The 15,802-nt window shown below is 71.4% G+C and carries 15 protein-coding genes; 11 read left to right on the top strand and 4 right to left on the bottom strand.

What is annotated here, in order from left to right:
- The first annotated feature begins 35 nt into the window (after window positions 1-35).
- Window positions 36-713, top strand: a complete 678-nt coding sequence (locus ACTWQA_RS29125; RefSeq protein ID WP_443162248.1) for an ABC transporter ATP-binding protein — start codon at window positions 36-38, stop codon at window positions 711-713.
- A 43-nt stretch (window positions 714-756) separates the two neighbouring features.
- Window positions 757-2,694, top strand: a complete 1,938-nt coding sequence (locus tag ACTWQA_RS29120) for an FtsX-like permease family protein (protein WP_443162247.1) — start codon at window positions 757-759, stop codon at window positions 2,692-2,694.
- A 42-nt stretch (window positions 2,695-2,736) separates the two neighbouring features.
- Here the strand turns inward: ACTWQA_RS29120 and ACTWQA_RS29115 are convergent, their stop codons facing one another.
- The gene (locus ACTWQA_RS29115) at window positions 2,737-3,738 is read right to left on the bottom strand and encodes an LLM class F420-dependent oxidoreductase (protein ID WP_443162246.1); all 1,002 of its coding nucleotides are present in this window, start codon (window positions 3,736-3,738) and stop codon (window positions 2,737-2,739) included.
- Window positions 3,739-3,853: 115 nt separating this feature from the next.
- On the opposite strand from ACTWQA_RS29115, the gene ACTWQA_RS29110 reads away from it, so the two are divergent.
- Window positions 3,854-5,260, top strand: coding sequence for a sulfatase family protein (locus ACTWQA_RS29110; RefSeq protein WP_443162245.1), 1,407 nt, complete (start codon window positions 3,854-3,856; stop codon window positions 5,258-5,260).
- A gap of 62 nt (window positions 5,261-5,322) precedes the next feature.
- Here the strand turns inward: ACTWQA_RS29110 and ACTWQA_RS29105 are convergent, their stop codons facing one another.
- On the bottom strand, window positions 5,323-6,024 hold the full coding sequence (locus ACTWQA_RS29105) for a FadR/GntR family transcriptional regulator (RefSeq protein WP_443162244.1): 702 nt from the start codon (window positions 6,022-6,024) through the stop codon (window positions 5,323-5,325).
- Window positions 6,025-6,084: 60 nt separating this feature from the next.
- Here ACTWQA_RS29105 and ACTWQA_RS29100 point away from each other — a divergent pair, with 60 nt between their 5' ends.
- Genes ACTWQA_RS29100 through ACTWQA_RS29090 form a run of 3 tightly spaced genes read left to right on the top strand, consistent with a single transcriptional unit; the run spans window position 6,085 to window position 8,736 of the window.
- Window positions 6,085-6,816, top strand: coding sequence for a (Fe-S)-binding protein (locus ACTWQA_RS29100; protein ID WP_443162243.1), 732 nt, complete (start codon window positions 6,085-6,087; stop codon window positions 6,814-6,816).
- Entirely contained in the window at window positions 6,813-8,204 is a 1,392-nt protein-coding gene (locus ACTWQA_RS29095) for a lactate utilization protein B (RefSeq protein ID WP_443162242.1), read from the top strand. Before ACTWQA_RS29100 ends, ACTWQA_RS29095 begins: the two co-directional genes overlap by 4 nt.
- Entirely contained in the window at window positions 8,191-8,736 is a 546-nt protein-coding gene (locus ACTWQA_RS29090; protein ID WP_443162241.1) for a LutC/YkgG family protein, read from the top strand. Before ACTWQA_RS29095 ends, ACTWQA_RS29090 begins: the two co-directional genes overlap by 14 nt.
- Here ACTWQA_RS29090 and ACTWQA_RS29085 read toward each other — a convergent pair.
- Both ACTWQA_RS29085 and ACTWQA_RS29080 read right to left on the bottom strand, forming a co-directional pair.
- Window positions 8,726-9,736 carry a baeRF2 domain-containing protein gene (locus ACTWQA_RS29085; protein ID WP_443162240.1) on the bottom strand — a complete coding sequence of 337 codons (1,011 nt, stop codon included), beginning with the start codon at window positions 9,734-9,736 and terminating at the stop codon, window positions 8,726-8,728. The two genes, ACTWQA_RS29090 and ACTWQA_RS29085, sit on opposite strands and share 11 nt — an antisense overlap.
- A 3-nt stretch (window positions 9,737-9,739) precedes the next feature.
- The gene (locus tag ACTWQA_RS29080) at window positions 9,740-10,150 is read right to left on the bottom strand and encodes a DUF2795 domain-containing protein (protein WP_443162239.1); all 411 of its coding nucleotides are present in this window, start codon (window positions 10,148-10,150) and stop codon (window positions 9,740-9,742) included.
- Window positions 10,151-10,227: 77 nt separating this feature from the next.
- On the opposite strand from ACTWQA_RS29080, the gene ACTWQA_RS29075 reads away from it, so the two are divergent.
- The 5 genes from ACTWQA_RS29075 to speB all read left to right on the top strand — a co-directional run bounded on the left by ACTWQA_RS29075 (window position 10,228) and on the right by speB (window position 15,726).
- Window positions 10,228-11,307, top strand: a complete 1,080-nt coding sequence (locus ACTWQA_RS29075; RefSeq protein ID WP_443162238.1) for a GNAT family N-acetyltransferase — start codon at window positions 10,228-10,230, stop codon at window positions 11,305-11,307.
- Between the two features lie 170 nt (window positions 11,308-11,477).
- Window positions 11,478-12,653 carry a bifunctional cobalt-precorrin-7 (C(5))-methyltransferase/cobalt-precorrin-6B (C(15))-methyltransferase gene (locus tag ACTWQA_RS29070; protein WP_443162237.1) on the top strand — a complete coding sequence of 392 codons (1,176 nt, stop codon included), beginning with the start codon at window positions 11,478-11,480 and terminating at the stop codon, window positions 12,651-12,653.
- Between the two features lie 70 nt (window positions 12,654-12,723).
- A complete protein-coding gene (locus ACTWQA_RS29065; RefSeq protein ID WP_443162236.1) occupies window positions 12,724-13,566 on the top strand; it encodes a sirohydrochlorin chelatase in 843 nt (280 codons plus the stop codon).
- A gap of 60 nt (window positions 13,567-13,626) precedes the next feature.
- Window positions 13,627-14,697: a nicotinate-nucleotide--dimethylbenzimidazole phosphoribosyltransferase gene (gene cobT / locus ACTWQA_RS29060; protein ID WP_305915219.1), complete on the top strand. Its 1,071-nt coding sequence runs from the start codon at window positions 13,627-13,629 to the stop codon at window positions 14,695-14,697.
- A gap of 12 nt (window positions 14,698-14,709) precedes the next feature.
- Window positions 14,710-15,726, top strand: a complete 1,017-nt coding sequence (gene speB, locus ACTWQA_RS29055) for an agmatinase (protein WP_443162235.1) — start codon at window positions 14,710-14,712, stop codon at window positions 15,724-15,726.
- Window positions 15,727-15,802: the final 76 nt, after the last annotated feature.

Below are 15,802 nucleotides of genomic sequence, written 5' to 3'. Positions count from 1 at the left end.
TCCCCCGCTCCCGGCCCGCCGGGACCCTGGACGTCATGAACGATGTGCTTGTTGGACGAGCCCTGGCCAAGCGGTTCGGGCAGACGGTCGCCCTGGCCGGCGTAGACATCACGGTACGGGCCGGTGAAGCCGTGGCGATCATGGGGCCGAGCGGTTCCGGCAAGTCGACCCTGCTCCACTGCCTGGCCGGGATCATGAAGCCGGACGTGGGCGAGGTGCACCTGCTGGGGCAGCGCATCGACGCGATGGGCGAGCGGAAACGCAGCGCGCTGCGCCGTACTCGCTTCGGTTTCGTCTTCCAGTTCGGCCAGCTCCTGCCCGAGCTGCCCGCCGAGGAGAACGTGGCGCTCCCGCTCATGCTGGGCGGCGTGCCCAGGGCCCAGGCGGTACGGCAGGCGCGCGCCTGGTTCGCGCCACTCGGCCTGCACACGATGGAGTCCAGGCGCCCGGGCGAGCTGTCGGGCGGCCAGGCGCAGCGGGTGGCGATCGCCAGGGCGCTGGTGAGCAGGCCGGCCGTGGTGTTCGCCGACGAGCCCACGGGTGCGCTCGACCAGCAGACCGGGCAGGACACGATGCGCCTGCTGGTCGAGGCCACGAAGCACAACGACGCCTCGCTGATCGTGGTCACCCACGACCTGAACGTGGCCGCCTGGTGCGACCGCACGGTCGAGGTCCGCGACGGCCTGCTCCTGGCGACCGGAGCACGCGCATGACCCGCGTACCGCACGGGGCGCGAGCGGCGGGCGGGAGGGCCGCGTGAACCTCGAGCTGACCTGGCGGCTGCTCAAAGGCGGCGGTCGCAGGGGCCTGCTGGGCACCTGGCTCACGCTGGGCGCGGTCGCGGTGTCCACGGCGCTGCTGCTGTTCGCCGTGGCCGCGAACTCCGCCTTCGACGCCAGGGCCGAACGCGGCGCCTGGCGCAACCCGGTCCCCGCCGCGTCGGGGGCGGTCGCCATCGAGGCGTCGCGCTTCGACTACGTGCGCGACCAGGTGATCACCGTCGTCGACCTGGCCGCCATGAAACCAGGTGTGCCCGCTCCGCCCGGAATGCCGCGTTTCCCGCAGCCGGGCGAGGTGTGGCTGTCGCCCGCGCTCGCCGAGCTGGCCAGGCAGCTCCCCGCCGACCAGCTCGCCAAGCGTTACCCGGATCCGCGCGGGATCCTCGGGGACGAGGCGCTGGTCCACCCGGACGAGCTGGTCGCGGTCGTCGGCCACGCGCCGGACGCGCTGGAGATGACCGCGCCCCGCAGCGATGACTGGATCATCGCCAAGCCGCCGACCAGGGTGTCGAGCCTGGCCGGCACACCGAGCGAGGACGCGGAGGCGTACAAGGCGCTCGCGCTCGTCGCGAGCGTGCTCATGGTGGTGCCGCTGCTGGTGTTCGGCGGCGCCGCGGCCAGGCTCACGGTGGCCAGGCGCGACCAGCGCCTCGCCGCGCTCAGGCTGGTCGGCGCGACGCCGGGGCAGGTCGTGGCGATGACGGTGGCCGAGGCGATGATCGTGGCGCTGGCCGGCGCCCTCGCGGGCGCCGCGGCCTTCGCCCTGGCCGTGCCGTTGCTGGCCGGGATCGAGATGCAGGGCGGGCCGTGGTTCGCCGGCGACCTGTTCCCGAGCCCGCTCGTCCTCGCCGGGGTGCTGGTCGCGGTGCCGCTGCTGGTGGGGTTGTCGGCGGTGGCCGGGCTGCGCCGGGTCGTGGTGAGCCCGCTCGGCGTGGCCAAGCGGGAGACGCCGCCCGCCCTGCGGTTCGTACGGGTGCTCGTCCTGCTCGTGGTGCTGGCCGTCTTCCCGATGCTGACCAGGGGCACCAGTGTCGCGATCGTCGCCGTGGCGCTCGCCCTGGCGTTCCTGTGCGTCAACCTGGTCGGCCCCTGGGTGGTGGGCCTGATCGGCAGGATCACGGCGGGCACCGCACGTGGCCCGGCCCGGCTGCTGGCCGGCCGGAGGCTGGTGGACGACCCGCGCTCGGCCTGGCGCACGGTGAGCGGCGTCGCGCTGACCGGTTTCGTGGCGGGCTTCCTCGGCCTGCTCAGCCCGGACGCGTTCACCGGGGATGCCGCCGCGCCTCCCCAGCTCCGCGTCACGGCGCCCGCCGGGCGGGCGGAGCAGGTGACCGAGCAGGCGCGCGAGCGGCTGGCGGCGGCGAAGGTGCCGGCCACCGTGCAGGCGTCGAAGCAGACCGTGGTCGCCGCCCTGGGCAGCTCCGCGGACGCGCCAACGGTGGACCGGGCGCGCACCGCGCTCGCCGGGCTCGTCCCCGGCCGCACGCCCACGACGGAGACGGACGACCAGCGGTTCGGCATCGGCATCCTGGCCGACGTCCGCGTGGGCACAATCGTCGTGCTGTCGGTGTCGTTCCTGGTGGCCATCGCCAGCGCGGGCATCACGGCTGCGTCGTCGATCCTGGACCGGCGGCAGACGTACGGGCTGTTGCGGCTGGCCGGCACCCCGCTGGAGGTGCTCGACCGGGCGCGGCGGGCGGAGACGCTCATCCCGCTGGCCGTGATGGGCGGCGGGGCGATCCTGGTGGGGGCGTTCTGCGCCACGCCGTTCATGATGGGCCAGGTCAGCGCGGTCGGGGTGATCACGCTGGTGACGTGCGTCGTCGCCGGGTTCGCCGGGGTGATCGGGGCGGGGGCCATGAGCAGGCCGCTGCTCAGATCGGTCACCGCCGACCCGGCTCCGCGCCCCGACTGACCCCGGACCCACGCCCCGGCCTCGCCCAGGACTGACGCGGTGCTACCCCAGGACGAGGTCGCGGATCAGCTTCAGCGAGTGCTCGTCGCGCGGTCCCATCACCAGCAGGCTCGTGACCGGGCTCTTGCGCCACAACTCGAGGCGTTCCTTGATCCGGCCGGGCGGGCCGACGAGCGAGATGCCGTCGGCCAGCTCGTCCGGGATCGCCCGGAACGCCTCGTCCTTCCGCCCGGCCAGGTAGAGCGCCTGGATGTGCTCGGCGGCCTCGGCGTAGCCCATCCTGCCGATGATGTCGGCGTGGAAGTTGCGGTGCTTGGCGCCCATGCCGCCGATGTACAGCGTGAGCATCAGCTTCACGCCGTCCAGCGCCGACCGCACGTCGTCGGAGACGATCACCATCACCATGGCGGCCACGTCGAAGCCCTCGGAGGCCCCCGCCAGCGACTCCCCGTACATTTCCTCGATCTTGGCGGGGAACGCGAACAGCGGCAGCCATCCCTGGGCCACCTCGGCGGCCAGGGCGACGTTCTTCGGGCCCTCCGCCCCGAGATAGACGGGGATGTCCGAGCGGAGCGGATGCGTGATGAGCTTGAGCGGTTTGCCCAGGCCGCCCGCCAGCGGCAGCGGGTAATGCGGGCCTTCGCTCGTCACGGGCTCCTCGCGGCGCCATACCTTGCGCATGATCTCGACGTACTCACGCGTCCTGGCCAGGGGCTTGGCGAACGGCTGCCCGTACCAGCCCTCCACGACCTGCGGGCCCGAGGCTCCCACGCCGAGCAGCAGGCGGCCGCCGGTGAGGTGGTCGAGGGTCATCGCGGTCATCGCCGTCGTCACGGGCGGCCTGGCGGAGAGCTGCGCGACCGACGTGCCGAGCTTGATGCGGCTGGTACGCGCTCCGTACCAGGCCAGCGGCGTGAACGCGTCGCTCCCGTACGCCTCCGCCGTCCACACCGAGTCGTAGCCGAGCCGCTCGGCCGCGAGCACTGTCTCGGTCGCGTCGTCGGCGTGGCGTTGCCAGTAACCCAACTGGAGCCCGAGCTTCATAGGACACCTCCGGAATTAAGTTCTATTACGGCTGTGGCGGGCGCGGGTGTCAATGGAGGATCTTCCGGGGAAGTCACACTCCGTGGTCAAGGGTCTCTGTCGCGTTGCCTGCCTTTTGCTCTCGCTCTTTCTGCTGCTCCCGGCGGCCGAGCCGCCTGCGGCCGCGAGCGTGTCCAGGCCGAACGTCGTCGTCATCGTGGTCGACGACCTCGAGGCGGGCACGCTGGCGTACTTCCCCAACATCACCCAGCACCTGGTGCGCGAGGGCGCCTCGTTCGACCGGTTCTTCGTGACGAACTCGTGGTGCTGTCCGTCCAGGGTGTCGATCCTGCGCTCCCAGTACGTGCACAGCCATGGAGTTCTCACCAATACCGCGCCGGAAGGGGGCTTCGACCGCTTCCATGCCCAAGGTCTGGAACGTTCTACTTTGGGGACGTGGATGCAGGGTGCCGGGTACCGCACGGCGCTGATGGGCAAGTTCCTCAACCACTACCCCGGCAGCGCCGCGGAGGAGACGTACGTGCCGCCCGGCTGGGACGAGTGGGCCGTGCCGGTGCGCAACCTCTACGAGGAGTACGGCTACCGGCTCAACGAGAACGGCGCGTTGGCCGACTACGGCTGGACCGAGGATGACTACCTGTCCAACGTGCTGGCCCGCAAGAGCCGCGACTTCATCGCCGAGTCCGAGGGCCCGTTCTTCCTGTACCTGGGGCCGGTCGCCCCGCACAACCCAGCCAACCCCGCCTGGCAGCACGCGGGGGCGTTCCCGCTGGCCATGGCGCCGCGGACGCCGTCGTTCAACCAGCAGGACGTGAGCGCCGAGCCGCTGTGGATGCAGAGCCTGCCCCTGCTCGACCAGCCGAGGATCGACGCGATCGACGAGCGCTTCCGCGCCCGGTTGCGGGCCATGCTCGGCGTGGACGACCTCGTCGGTGCCGTCGTCGAGGCGCTGCGGGAGGCCGGGCGGCTGGACAACACCTACATCATCTTCACCTCGGACAACGGCTTCCATCTCGGGACGCATCGGCTCGCGCAGGGCAAGACCACCCCGTTCGAGGAGGCGATCAAGATCCCGTTCGTGGTGCGCGGCCCGGGTGTCGCGCCGGGTTCCACGATCTCGCGCATGGGGGCCACAGTGGACCTGGCGCCCACGGTCGCTGAGCTCGGCAAGGCCGCGGTGCCGGCGTTCGCGGAGGGGCGCTCGCTGGTGCCGCTGCTGCGGGGCCGGTCGCCGGGAGAGTGGCGCAAGAACGTGCTGGTCGAGTTCACCAGGCCGACCAACCGGGCGTCGGCCAAGCAGACGCCTGTGCCGGCTTATCAGGCGTTGCGGACCGATCGGTACACGTATGTGCGGTACGACACGGGGGAGCGGCAGTTGTACGACCTGCAGACGGATCCGTACCAGTTGCGGAACCTGGCGGGCAGCGCCGATCCCGCCCTGCTGACCGGTCTTGATGGGCGGCTGGCGGGGATGGTGGCGTGCTCGGGGGTGAGCTGTAGGCAGGCCGACATGCGGGAATGACACCCCCATGATCTCCGCCTGCCACGACAGCGACCGGATCCAGCATGGATCGTCCGGAAGCGTCAGCGGCCGCCCGAGAACAGGGATGGGTACGCGTGCGCCAGGTGCTCGGAGACGGCTCGGGCCGCTTCGTCCGCCTCGCCCCGTTCGATGGCCTCCAGGATGCGTACGTGGTCGGCGCGCAGGATCGACGTGTCGCCCAGCCGCTCGACCGCTTCGACCGCATACCTTCGCATCGAGTCGCGGAGCGAGCGCATGATGGCGGCGATGAGCCGGTTGCCCGACGCGTCCGCGATCGCACAGTGGAAGGCCGTGTCGTGCTCCACGAACTCCTCCGCCGTCCGCGCCTCGTCCATCCCGGAAAGGGCGGCGGCGAGCGCCGAGGTGTCGGCCCGCGCCGCGGCGGCGCGGGAGGCCGCCCACTGCTCGATCATGTGCCGGGTGTCGATCACCTCGCGCAGCTCCAGGCTCGCCAGCCCCAGATGCAGCCTGAGCAGGTCCGTCAGTGCCGAGTCCGGGCGCGAGATCAGCACCGCGCCCGCGTCCGGGCCCCGGCCCACCTGCGAGGACACGACGCCGAGCGTCTCCAGCACGCGCATGGCCTCCCGTACCGACGAGCGGCTGACGCCGAGCTGCTCGGCGAGCTGGCGCTCGGCGGGCAGGCGGTCGCCGGCCGTCAGGCCGTCCTCGGCGATGCGCCGCTCGATCTGCGCGAGCACGTCCTCGAACGTCCGCGTGCGCTTGACCGGCCGCCAGCCCTCCACAAGAGCCTCCTGATATGGTCGGACCATACTGTGGTCAGACCATACCTTGGAAGGAGAGCCGTGCGAGTCGCCCTGTTCATCACGTGCGTGAACGACACGCTCTTCCCCGGCACCGGAAAGGCGGTCGTGTCGCTGCTGCGCAGGCTCGGCTGCGACGTGGACTTCCCCGCCGCCCAGACGTGCTGCGGCCAGATGCACGTCAACACGGGCTACCGCGCGGAGGGCGTGCGGCTGGCGCGGCACTTCACCGAAGTCTTCGCCGGCTACGACGCCGTCGTCGCGCCGTCGGGCTCGTGCGCGGCCATGGTGCGCGAGCAGTACCCGAAGCTGGCGCGCCCGGGCAGCAAGGGGGCGGCGGCGATCGCCGAGGTCGTGCCCAAGGTGCATGAGCTGTCCGAGTTCCTGATCGATGTGCTGAAGGTCGAGGACGTCGGCGCATATTTCCCACACCGGGTGACATACCACCCGACGTGCCATTCGCTGCGCGGACTGCGCCTCGGTGACCGGCCGACGCGGCTGCTCCAGCACGTCCGGGGCCTGGAGCTGGTGCCGCTGCCCGGGGCGGAGGAGTGCTGCGGCTTCGGCGGCACGTTCGCGGTCAAGAATCCGGCCGTCTCCGCCGCGATGGGCGCCGACAAGACCCGCAGCATCCTGGACACGGGTGCCGAGGTGTTGTGCGCGGCGGACAACTCGTGCCTGATGCACATCGGCGGCACCCTGAGCCGCCAGAAGACCGGGGTCAGGACGATGCACCTGGCCGAGATCCTCGCATCAACGGAGGAGGCCCAATGAGCGCCACGTTCCTCGGCATGCCCGGAAATTTCCCAAAAAACGCTGAAAAAGCTGTACAGAACTCTCAGCTCCGCTTCAATCTCCGCAAAGCCACCCATACCATTCGCGGCAAGCGGGCGAGCGTCGTCGGCGAGCTGCCCGACTGGCAGGAGCTGCGCGCGGCCGGCAAGGCGATCAAGGACCACACGCTCCGCAACCTCGACCGCTACCTGGTCCAGATGGAGGAGGCCGTCACCAGGGCGGGCGGCACGGTCCACTGGGCGAGGGACGCGGCCGAGGCCAACCGCATCGTCGCGGACCTGGTCAAGGCCACCGGCGAGACCGAGGTGGTCAAGGTCAAGTCCATGGCCACCCAGGAGATCAACCTCAACGACGCGCTCGCCGCGGAGGGCATCACCGCGTACGAGACGGACCTGGCGGAGCTGATCGTGCAGCTCGGCGACGACTTCCCCAGCCACATCCTGGTCCCCGCCATTCACCGCAACCGCTCGGAGATCCGGCAGATCTTCCTGGAGAAGATGCCCAAGGTCCCGGACAACCTGACCGACGACCCGCCCGCCCTGGCCGAAGCCGCCCGGCTCCACCTGCGCGAACGGTTCCTCAAGAGCAAAGTCGCGATCTCCGGCGCCAACTTCATGGTCGCCGAGACCGGCACGCTCGTGGTGCTGGAGTCGGAGGGCAACGGCCGCATGTGCCTGACCCTGCCGCGGACGCTCATCAGCGTGGTCGGGATCGAGAAGCTCCTGCCCTCCTGGCGGGACCTGGAGGTGTTCCTCCAGCTCCTCCCGCGCAGCTCCACAGGCGAGCGGATGAATCCCTATACGAGCATGTGGACGGGGGCGGTGGAGGGTCAGGACTTCCACCTGGTGTTGCTCGACAACGGCCGCACCGACGTGCTCGCCGACGAGGTCGGCCGCCAGGCGCTGCGCTGCATCCGCTGCTCGGCCTGCCTGAACGTGTGCCCGGTCTACGAGCGGGCGGGCGGTCACGCGTACGGCTCGGTCTATCCGGGCCCGATCGGCGCGATCCTCACGCCGCAGCTGCGTGGCATGGGCTCGGACCTGGACGCCTCGCTGCCGTACGCCTCCAGCCTGTGCGGCGCCTGCTACGAGGTCTGCCCGGTGGCCATCGACATCCCGGAGGTCCTGGTGGACCTGCGGGCCAAAGCCCCGCACGCGGCGGCCGAGCGGGCCGGCATGAAGGTCGCCGGCTGGATCTTCAACGACCACACCCGGCTGGCCAAGGCCCAGCGTGCGGCCACCCGGCTGCGCAAGCTGGTGCCGAAACGGCTGCCGGGCCCGCTGTCGGCGTGGACCGACACCAGGGACATCCCCGACATCCCGGAAGAATCCTTCAGAGACTGGTGGGAGCGGAATGAGCGCGCGTGACGAGATTCTCGCCAGGATCGGCAGAGCCGTCGCCGGGGCGCAGGACGTCGAGATTCCCCGCGGCTACCGTACGACGCAGCAGGTGGAGGATCTCGTTGGCCTGTTCGCCGAGCGCGTGGACGACTACCGGGCGATCGTGCACGTCCTGCCCGCGGCGGAGGTGCCCGCCAAGATCGACGAACTCGTCGCCGGACGGCGCGTGATCAGGCCCGGCGGCGACGGGTGGGAGGATCTCAACACCGCCGACGGCGTGGTGACCAGCTGCGCCGTGGCGATCGCCGAGACCGGCACAATCGTCCTCGACCACGGCCCCGGCCAGGGGGCCAGGGCGCAGACGCTGGTCCCCGACTACCACCTATGTGTGGTCAGGGCCGACCAGATCGTCTCCGGCGTTCCCGAGGCCATCGCCAGGCTCGACCCGGCACGCCCGCTGACCTGGATCAGCGGCCCGTCGGCCACCAGCGACATCGAGCTCAACCGGGTCGAGGGCGTGCACGGCCCCCGAACGCTGGAAGTGATCATCAGTACCTGAGTACGGCCGCCACGTCCTTGACGTCGTCGGTGAACCACAATTCGGCGTCCGTCATCGCCGCCGCCCTGGCCAGCGCCGAGTCCGCGCGCTCCTGGACCGGGTCGTCCACGCCCCAGCGGCGCAGCTCCTCCGGGTCGGTGGCGAGCTGGGTGCCGCCCTCGCCGGTCCAGACGGGCTTCGGCAGCTCGCCTGGCGAGAGCACCGCGTGCACCCGGCCCTCGCGCAGGGCGTGCGCGACGCGGGACACACCCACTGGGCCCGACGCCTCCTGGTGGCGTTCGAGCAGCTCGGCCCGCCTGCGGTCGAGCCAGTCGTCTAGGGCCTTCTCCACGTCCTTCTCGAACTGGCCGTGGTCGGCGCGGCTGCCGTGCTCGACCATCAGGACGCGGTCGGCGGACTTGGTGCCGAGATGGTGCAGCAGGTACGAGCGTGACTTCGGCTCGCCGGCCACCAGGATCAGGTCCGCGCCGATCCGGCGTATCTGCTCGTCGATCTCGTGCGCGACGGCCACCGCGTTCTTCTCCCACGTCTCGTCGACCGCCCGCTCGTACCGCTTCTGCGACCAGCCGCCCTGCGCGGTCTTCTGCAGCGGCCACTCCTCGGCCTCGACGATGGTCCGGCGCGGCGACCCGCCCCCGAACACCGTCACCTCCGCGCCCGCGTGGTCCACGATCACGCGAAGGTGCGGCACGTTTTCACCCCGCTGCATGAGCATGGGCGTGACGTGCGGCAGCGGCGACCACACGGCCAGCTCGTACGGCGCCCGCAACAGCGACTCGGCCAGTACCACCTCACCGTGCGTGGCGAACAAGGCCCGCCCGGCCGCGGCCTGCTTCGCCTCGACCTCCAGCGCGTCCAGCGTGGCCGAGTCGGCCCCGTCGAGCTGGTCGCGCATGGCACGCCACTGCTTCTCCCGCTCGGCACCGGTGAGCGCACCCAGGTACACCGACGCGTATGGGCCACGCCTCTCGTACAGCGGTCGGATGAAGTCCAGCCGCACCGGTCACCACCTCCGCTTCTCCACGCCGAGCCCGAGTGCCTTCGCCACCTCGGCCACGTTGGCGTACCGGCGATCGGGGAGGGACCCGACCATGTCCGCCACCCGGTCCGGCGCGCCCGCACGCTCCGCATGGCTCACCAGGTCGTCCTTCGACGCGGGCCACTTGCAGTCGCTGAGCCACTTGGCCAGGTCGCTACGGACGTCGACGCCCCGCTGGGTGATTCCCTCGGGGGTGCCGGGCTCGTGACCGGGCGGGTACGACTGCTCCGACCTCTCACCGGGCGCCGGCATGTCCTCGGGCTCCTTCCATTCCTCGGCGTGCGTCGTGCCGCCGCCGCGGACCATGCCCTTGGTCTCGTGCTTCTGCTGGTCGTCCAGACGGGGGCCGTGCTTGTCGCTCCCACGTTGTTCCATCGTTCCCTCACTCCTCTCAACTGCGCCCCTACCCCCGCTTTCGTGGGCAAACATCGCGAGTGTGTACCCTGCCGACCGTGTTCGATCCCGACGTCAGCATCGTGACGGCCCGGCTCACACTGCGGCCGTTCGGCCCTCAGGACGCCGCCCGGATCCGGTCGATCGTGGAGTCCGGAGTACGGTTCCTCCCGCCCGGCGCCCCCTTCCACGTCTCCGGCGTCGCCCCGTGGCTGGCGCACGGCGTGCACGAGCTCCGCAAGTCAGGTCAGGGCGTCCATCTGGCCATGACGGACGTCGACGGGGTCGTCGTGGGCGCCATCAGCCTGTTCAAGACCTCATGGAGCGTAGGCACGACCGAGGTCGGGTACGGCGTGCACCCCCTCTACCGGGGCCGCGGCCTGGCCACCGAGGCGGTGCGCGGGCTGGTCGAGTGGGTGTTCGAGACCACCGAGCTGCGCAGGATCGACCTGACGGCCAACCTGGACAACGCCGCCTCGCTGCGGGTGGCCCAGAAAGCGGGCTTCACCTGGGAAGGCGTGCTGCGTTCCGCGGTCATGGAGGACGACGGCCCGCATGATCTGGTCGTGTTCGGCCTGCTGCGCAGCGACGGCCGCCGCCCGGCTCCCACGCTGCCCCGGGCGGAGCTGCGTACCCGGCGGCTGCTGCTGCGCCCGCTCGCGCCCGCCGACGTGCCCGACCTGGCCGCCACCGCGGCGGACCCGCTCACCCAGGCCAGGACGGGAGTGCCGCGCGGCTACACCGAGGAGCACGCGCGGACGTTCATCGAGAGCGTCGAGCGGCTCCGGCTGCGGGGCGCGGGCATCGGCTGGGCGGCCGTGCATGTCGAGACCGGTCGGTTCGCCGTGAACGTGGACCTCAGGGACATCGATTGGACGAACCGGACAGCCGAGGTCGGCTACATGACGGCCCCATGGGCACGCGGCCGCGGCTACGCCGGTGAGGCCGTGCTGGCGGTCGCCCGCTGGTTGTTCGAGAGCCAGGGCTTCGACCGGCTCCAGCTGCGCGCGGCCGTCGGCAACCCGGAGTCCCAGCGGGTGGCCGAGAAGGCGGGGTTCACCCGCGAGGGCGTCGCCCGCGCCAGCCTCGCCGGCGAGGACCTCGTCGTCTTCAGCCTCGTCCCCTCCGATCTCGTCTAGGGCGAGCGGCCGCTCTGTGTGTATGGTCGCGCTCGCACGGGGCTCCGCTGGTTACGCAAGCTACCGCTCTCCGCTCCGACCTGGCCCGGGGGCATACCGGACTGACCCTTGCACCCTTTGTGAAACCCGTCCGCAACCGTCACCCTTGAGGTGGAGGAGAGTGAGGCGCCATGATCACGGTTGTCGGCTGGGACGGATCCGAGCTGTCGGCCAAGGCGGTGGACCGGCTGCACGAGGCGAGGCTCGTTGTGGGCCCCGACGCCATCGTCGGGCAGCTCACGCTGACGGCGCAGACCGCGGCCGACGAGTCGCTGCTCCAGACACTCGACGACCACCTCGAACAGGGCGAAGGATCCGCCGTCGTGATCGCGGAGGGCGATCCCGGCTTCTTCGGCGTCGTGCGCACGCTGCGGGCGCACGGCATCAAACCCGAGGTGCTGCCCGCGAAAGCGCTGGTCACGCGGGCTTTCGCCTGCGCCGGGCTCAACTGGGAGGACGCGCTCGTCGTCGCCCCGGCCGGCCCGCACCAGCTCAACCGCGCGGTGAACGCCTGCCGGGCCCATCCCAAGGTCGCCTTGCTCGTCGCGCCGGGCGTGGGCCCCGGTGAGATCGCCAGGGAACTGGCCCCCACCACGCCCCGCGCGCTGATCGTCTGCGAGGACCTCGGCGGCCCCGACGAGCGGGTCACGCACAGCCGCATGGGCGAGGCCACGACCCGGCCGTGGAAGGATCCCGACGTGGTGCTCGTCATCGACCCGCTGCACCAGCCCAAGGAGCACAGCTGGGTGGCCGGGGCGCAGCCGGGTCCCGCCGAGTGGGCGCTGCCGTTCGAGAGTAGGATCCCGGCGGAGGCGCGGGCGTACATCCTGGCCAAGCTGGGCCCCCGGCTCGGTGACCTGGTGTGGGACGTGGGCGCCGGCGTCGGCGAGATCGCCGTGGAATGCGCCAGGATGGGCGCGGCCGTCGTGGCCGTCGAGCGCGAGGAGTCTCTGTGCGCCAAGTTGCGCGCCAACGTGCTCGAGCACGGTGTGAAGGTGGCCTTGACCAGGGGACAGGCGCCGCCGGCGCTGGAGCCGCTGCCCGACCCGGACGCGGTGTTCGTGGGCGGCGGCGGGCCGGACGTGGTCGTGGCCTGCGCGGCGCGCCGCCCGCGCTCGCTGGTGTGCGCGCTCAACAAGATCGAGCAGGTCTCGGCCGTGCTGGAGCGGCTGCGCGAGCAGGGCTACCGGGGCGAGGGCACCCAGATCCTGGCCTCGAAGCTGACGCTCAACCCCGACGGCTCGCACCGTTTGACCACCGCGGACCCCGTGTTCGTGGTGCATGCGACGCCATTGCACGCAGCGTGACCTGTTCCGTACCGGGGCCTATCGGTTATCCTCTCGTGACTTTGTCCCCCGCAATGGAGATTCCCTCACGATGAAGCCGCCGCTCCTGCTGATCGGGCAGGGCTCGCACGATGACGCCTACGCTGCGGAGTTCGGTAGGTTCGTCCACCGTCTCCGCTGCCGCCTCGACCATTTGGCCGCCGATGTCTCCGGCGGCTACCTGGAGCGGGCCACGCCGCGGCTGAGTGATTCCGTCGCCTCCCTGGTCGCCAGGGGGCATCACCGCCTGGTGGCGCTGCCGCTGAGCCTCAGCCGGGTCAGCGACGACTTCAGCGCCGCCATGGAGCTGGAGCAGAAGCGGCACCCGACGCTGATGTACGACTACGGCCGCCCGCTCGGGCCCGACCCCCGGGTGCTCGCGCTGCTGGCCGAGCGGCTCAACGAGGCCGCCGCCGAGATCTCCAAGCCGGCGCGCCCGCTCGAGCTCGTGGGCGCCCGGCCCCGGCTGCGTGCCGTCGACACCCTGGTCGAGGAGTCCCTGCACGTGGAGCCGGGCGAGACCGCTGTCGTCCTGGTGGGCGAGGGCTCGACGGACGCGGCCGCCAACGCCGAGGTCCACCGGGTGTCCAGGTTGTTCTGGGAGATGCACGCCTACGACTTCATGACCGTGGAGACCGCGTTCGTGTCGGTCACTCCTCCGGGGGTGCCCGGCGGGCTGGAGCGCTGCCGCCGCCTGGGGGCCAAGCGGGTGATCGTCGTGCCCTACCTGCTGTTCGCGGGCGGCATGCTGGAGCGCGTGTGGGCGCAGGCGCTGGCCTACGGCGCGGGACATCCCGATCTCGACATCCGCTGCGCCGAGGTGATCGGCGACTGCGAGACCCTGGCCGACGTCGTGATCGACCGATACGAGGAAGCGCTCCAGTTCGTTCCGTAGGCCTTCCGACCTCATCCCCTCAGCCTTCCCACCCCGAAGGCCTGTCAGTGGAGGTACGCCATGCTCGCTGAGACGCTCGCCGCGATCCGCCCCGCCGATCCGGTGGCGGTCGCCGAGGCCCGTGCTCATCAGGATCGCCTCACCAAGCCCCGCGGCTCGCTCGGCGCCCTCGAGGAGCTCGCGATCCGCCTCGCGGGCGCTGCGGGCCTCTGCCCGCCGCCCATGCCCGCTCCCGCGGCGCTGGCCATCTTCGCGGCCGACCACGGCGTGCACGCCCGCGGCGTCACCCCGTGGCCGCAGGAGGTCACGGTGCAGATGGTGGCCAACTTCCTGGCCGGCGGCGCGGTCGCCAACGCTTTCGCCGCCCAGGCCGGCGTGTCCGTGACCGTGGTCGACGTCGGCGTCGCCGCCGACCTGCCCGACGCGCCCGGCCTGGTCAAGCACAAGATCGGGTACGGCACCGCCGACCTGTCGCAGGGGCCCGCCATGACCGTCGACCAGGCCGTCAGAGGGCTGGAGGCCGGGATCACGGTGGCTCGCGACCTGGTGGCCTCGGGGGCGCGCTGCCTGATCACCGGCGACATGGGCATCGCCAACACCACCGCCTCCGCCGCCCTGATCGCCGTCTTCACCGGCAAGGACGCGGCCGAGGTGACCGGCAGGGGCACCGGGATCGATGACGAGACGCACGCCCGCAAGGTGGCCGTCGTCCGCGACTCCCTGCGGATGAACGGGCTGCCGGCCGACGTGTCCTCCGCGAGCGAGGCGCTGCGCGCGCTGGCCGCCGTCGGCGGCTACGAGCACGCCGCCCTCGCGGGTTTCATCCTGGGCGGCGCGGCGGCCCGCGTCCCGGTGATCCTGGACGGCGTCATCGCCGGCGCCGCCGCCCTCGTGGCCGCCGCGCTGGACCCGGCCGCGCCCGACCACTGCGTCGCCGGGCATCGCTCGGCCGAGCCCGGCCACGCCGCCGCGCTCACCCACCTCGGGCTGCGCCCCCTGGTGGACCTGGAGATGCGGCTCGGCGAGGGCACCGGCGGGCTGCTCGCCCATCCGATGGTGTGCGCGGCCGTGCGGGTGATGCACGATGTGGCCACGTTCGACTCGGCAGGAGTGACCGAGAAACCGGAGTGATGGAGGTCGGGTTTGTCCCGTTATGGCGCGATGTATGGCCCGGATGTCACGTTCTTGGGCGTGGACCGCTGCGACGTCGGCGACCCGGCGAGCTACGAGGGCGCCGAGGTGGTGATCATCGGGGCTCCGTTCGACGGCGGCACCTCCAACCGGCCCGGCGCCAGGTTCGGCCCGAACGCGTTGCGCCAGGCCTGCTACCTGCCCCACGACGGGTCCAGGCCGAGCCTGGCGCTGCGCGTGGACGCGCTGAAGGACCTGCGCGTCCTCGACGCCGGTGACGTGGAGTGCTATTCGGGCGACGTCGAGGGCTCGCTGACAGCGATCGAGGAGGCCGTGCACCGCGTCGCCGCCTCGGGCGCGATCCCGCTGGTGCTGGGCGGTGACCACACGATCGCGCTGCCCGACGCGCGCGGCACGGCCAGGGCTCACGCGCCGGGCCGCACCTCGATGATCCACTTCGACGCGCACGCCGACACCGGCGACCACACCTTCGGCCACCACCTGTACGGCCACGGCCAGCCGATGCGGCGGCTCATCGAGTCGGGCGCCATCCGCGGCGACCGGTTCCTGCAGATCGGGCTGCGCGGCTACTGGCCCGAGCCCGCGACGCTCGAATGGATGGCACGGCGGAACATGCGCTCGTACGAGATGACCGAGGTCGTCGCGCGCGGGCTCGACGAGGTGCTGACGGAGTCGTTCCAGATCGCGCTCGACGAATGCGACCAGGTCTTCCTGTCCGTCGACATCGACGTCTGCGACCCCGGCCACGCGCCTGGCACCGGCACGCCCGAGCCGGGTGGACTCACGGCCCGGCAGCTCCTCGACGCGGTGCGCAGGATCTGCTACGAGCTTCCTGTGGCGGGGATGGAGCTGGTGGAGGTGGCGCCGCCGTATGATCATGCGGACATCACCGCGTACCTTGGGAACCGGGTTATTCTTGAGGCGCTGTCAGCGATGGCCAGACGCCGGAAGGACGATGAGGGCGGGCCGCGCTGGGATCCCCGCCGGCCACTTCTCGATGGTCGTTAACCCAGGCGCAGCAAATGAAGGATTGAGAGCCGGTAGGTTTACCTCCTAAACACAACCTTCGCGAATGGGAGATTCC

This window comes from Nonomuraea sp. 10N515B, from assembly GCF_052245915.1.
Classification (GTDB): domain Bacteria; phylum Actinomycetota; class Actinomycetes; order Streptosporangiales; family Streptosporangiaceae; genus Nonomuraea.
This window is presented reverse-complemented; position numbering and strand designations above follow the sequence as displayed.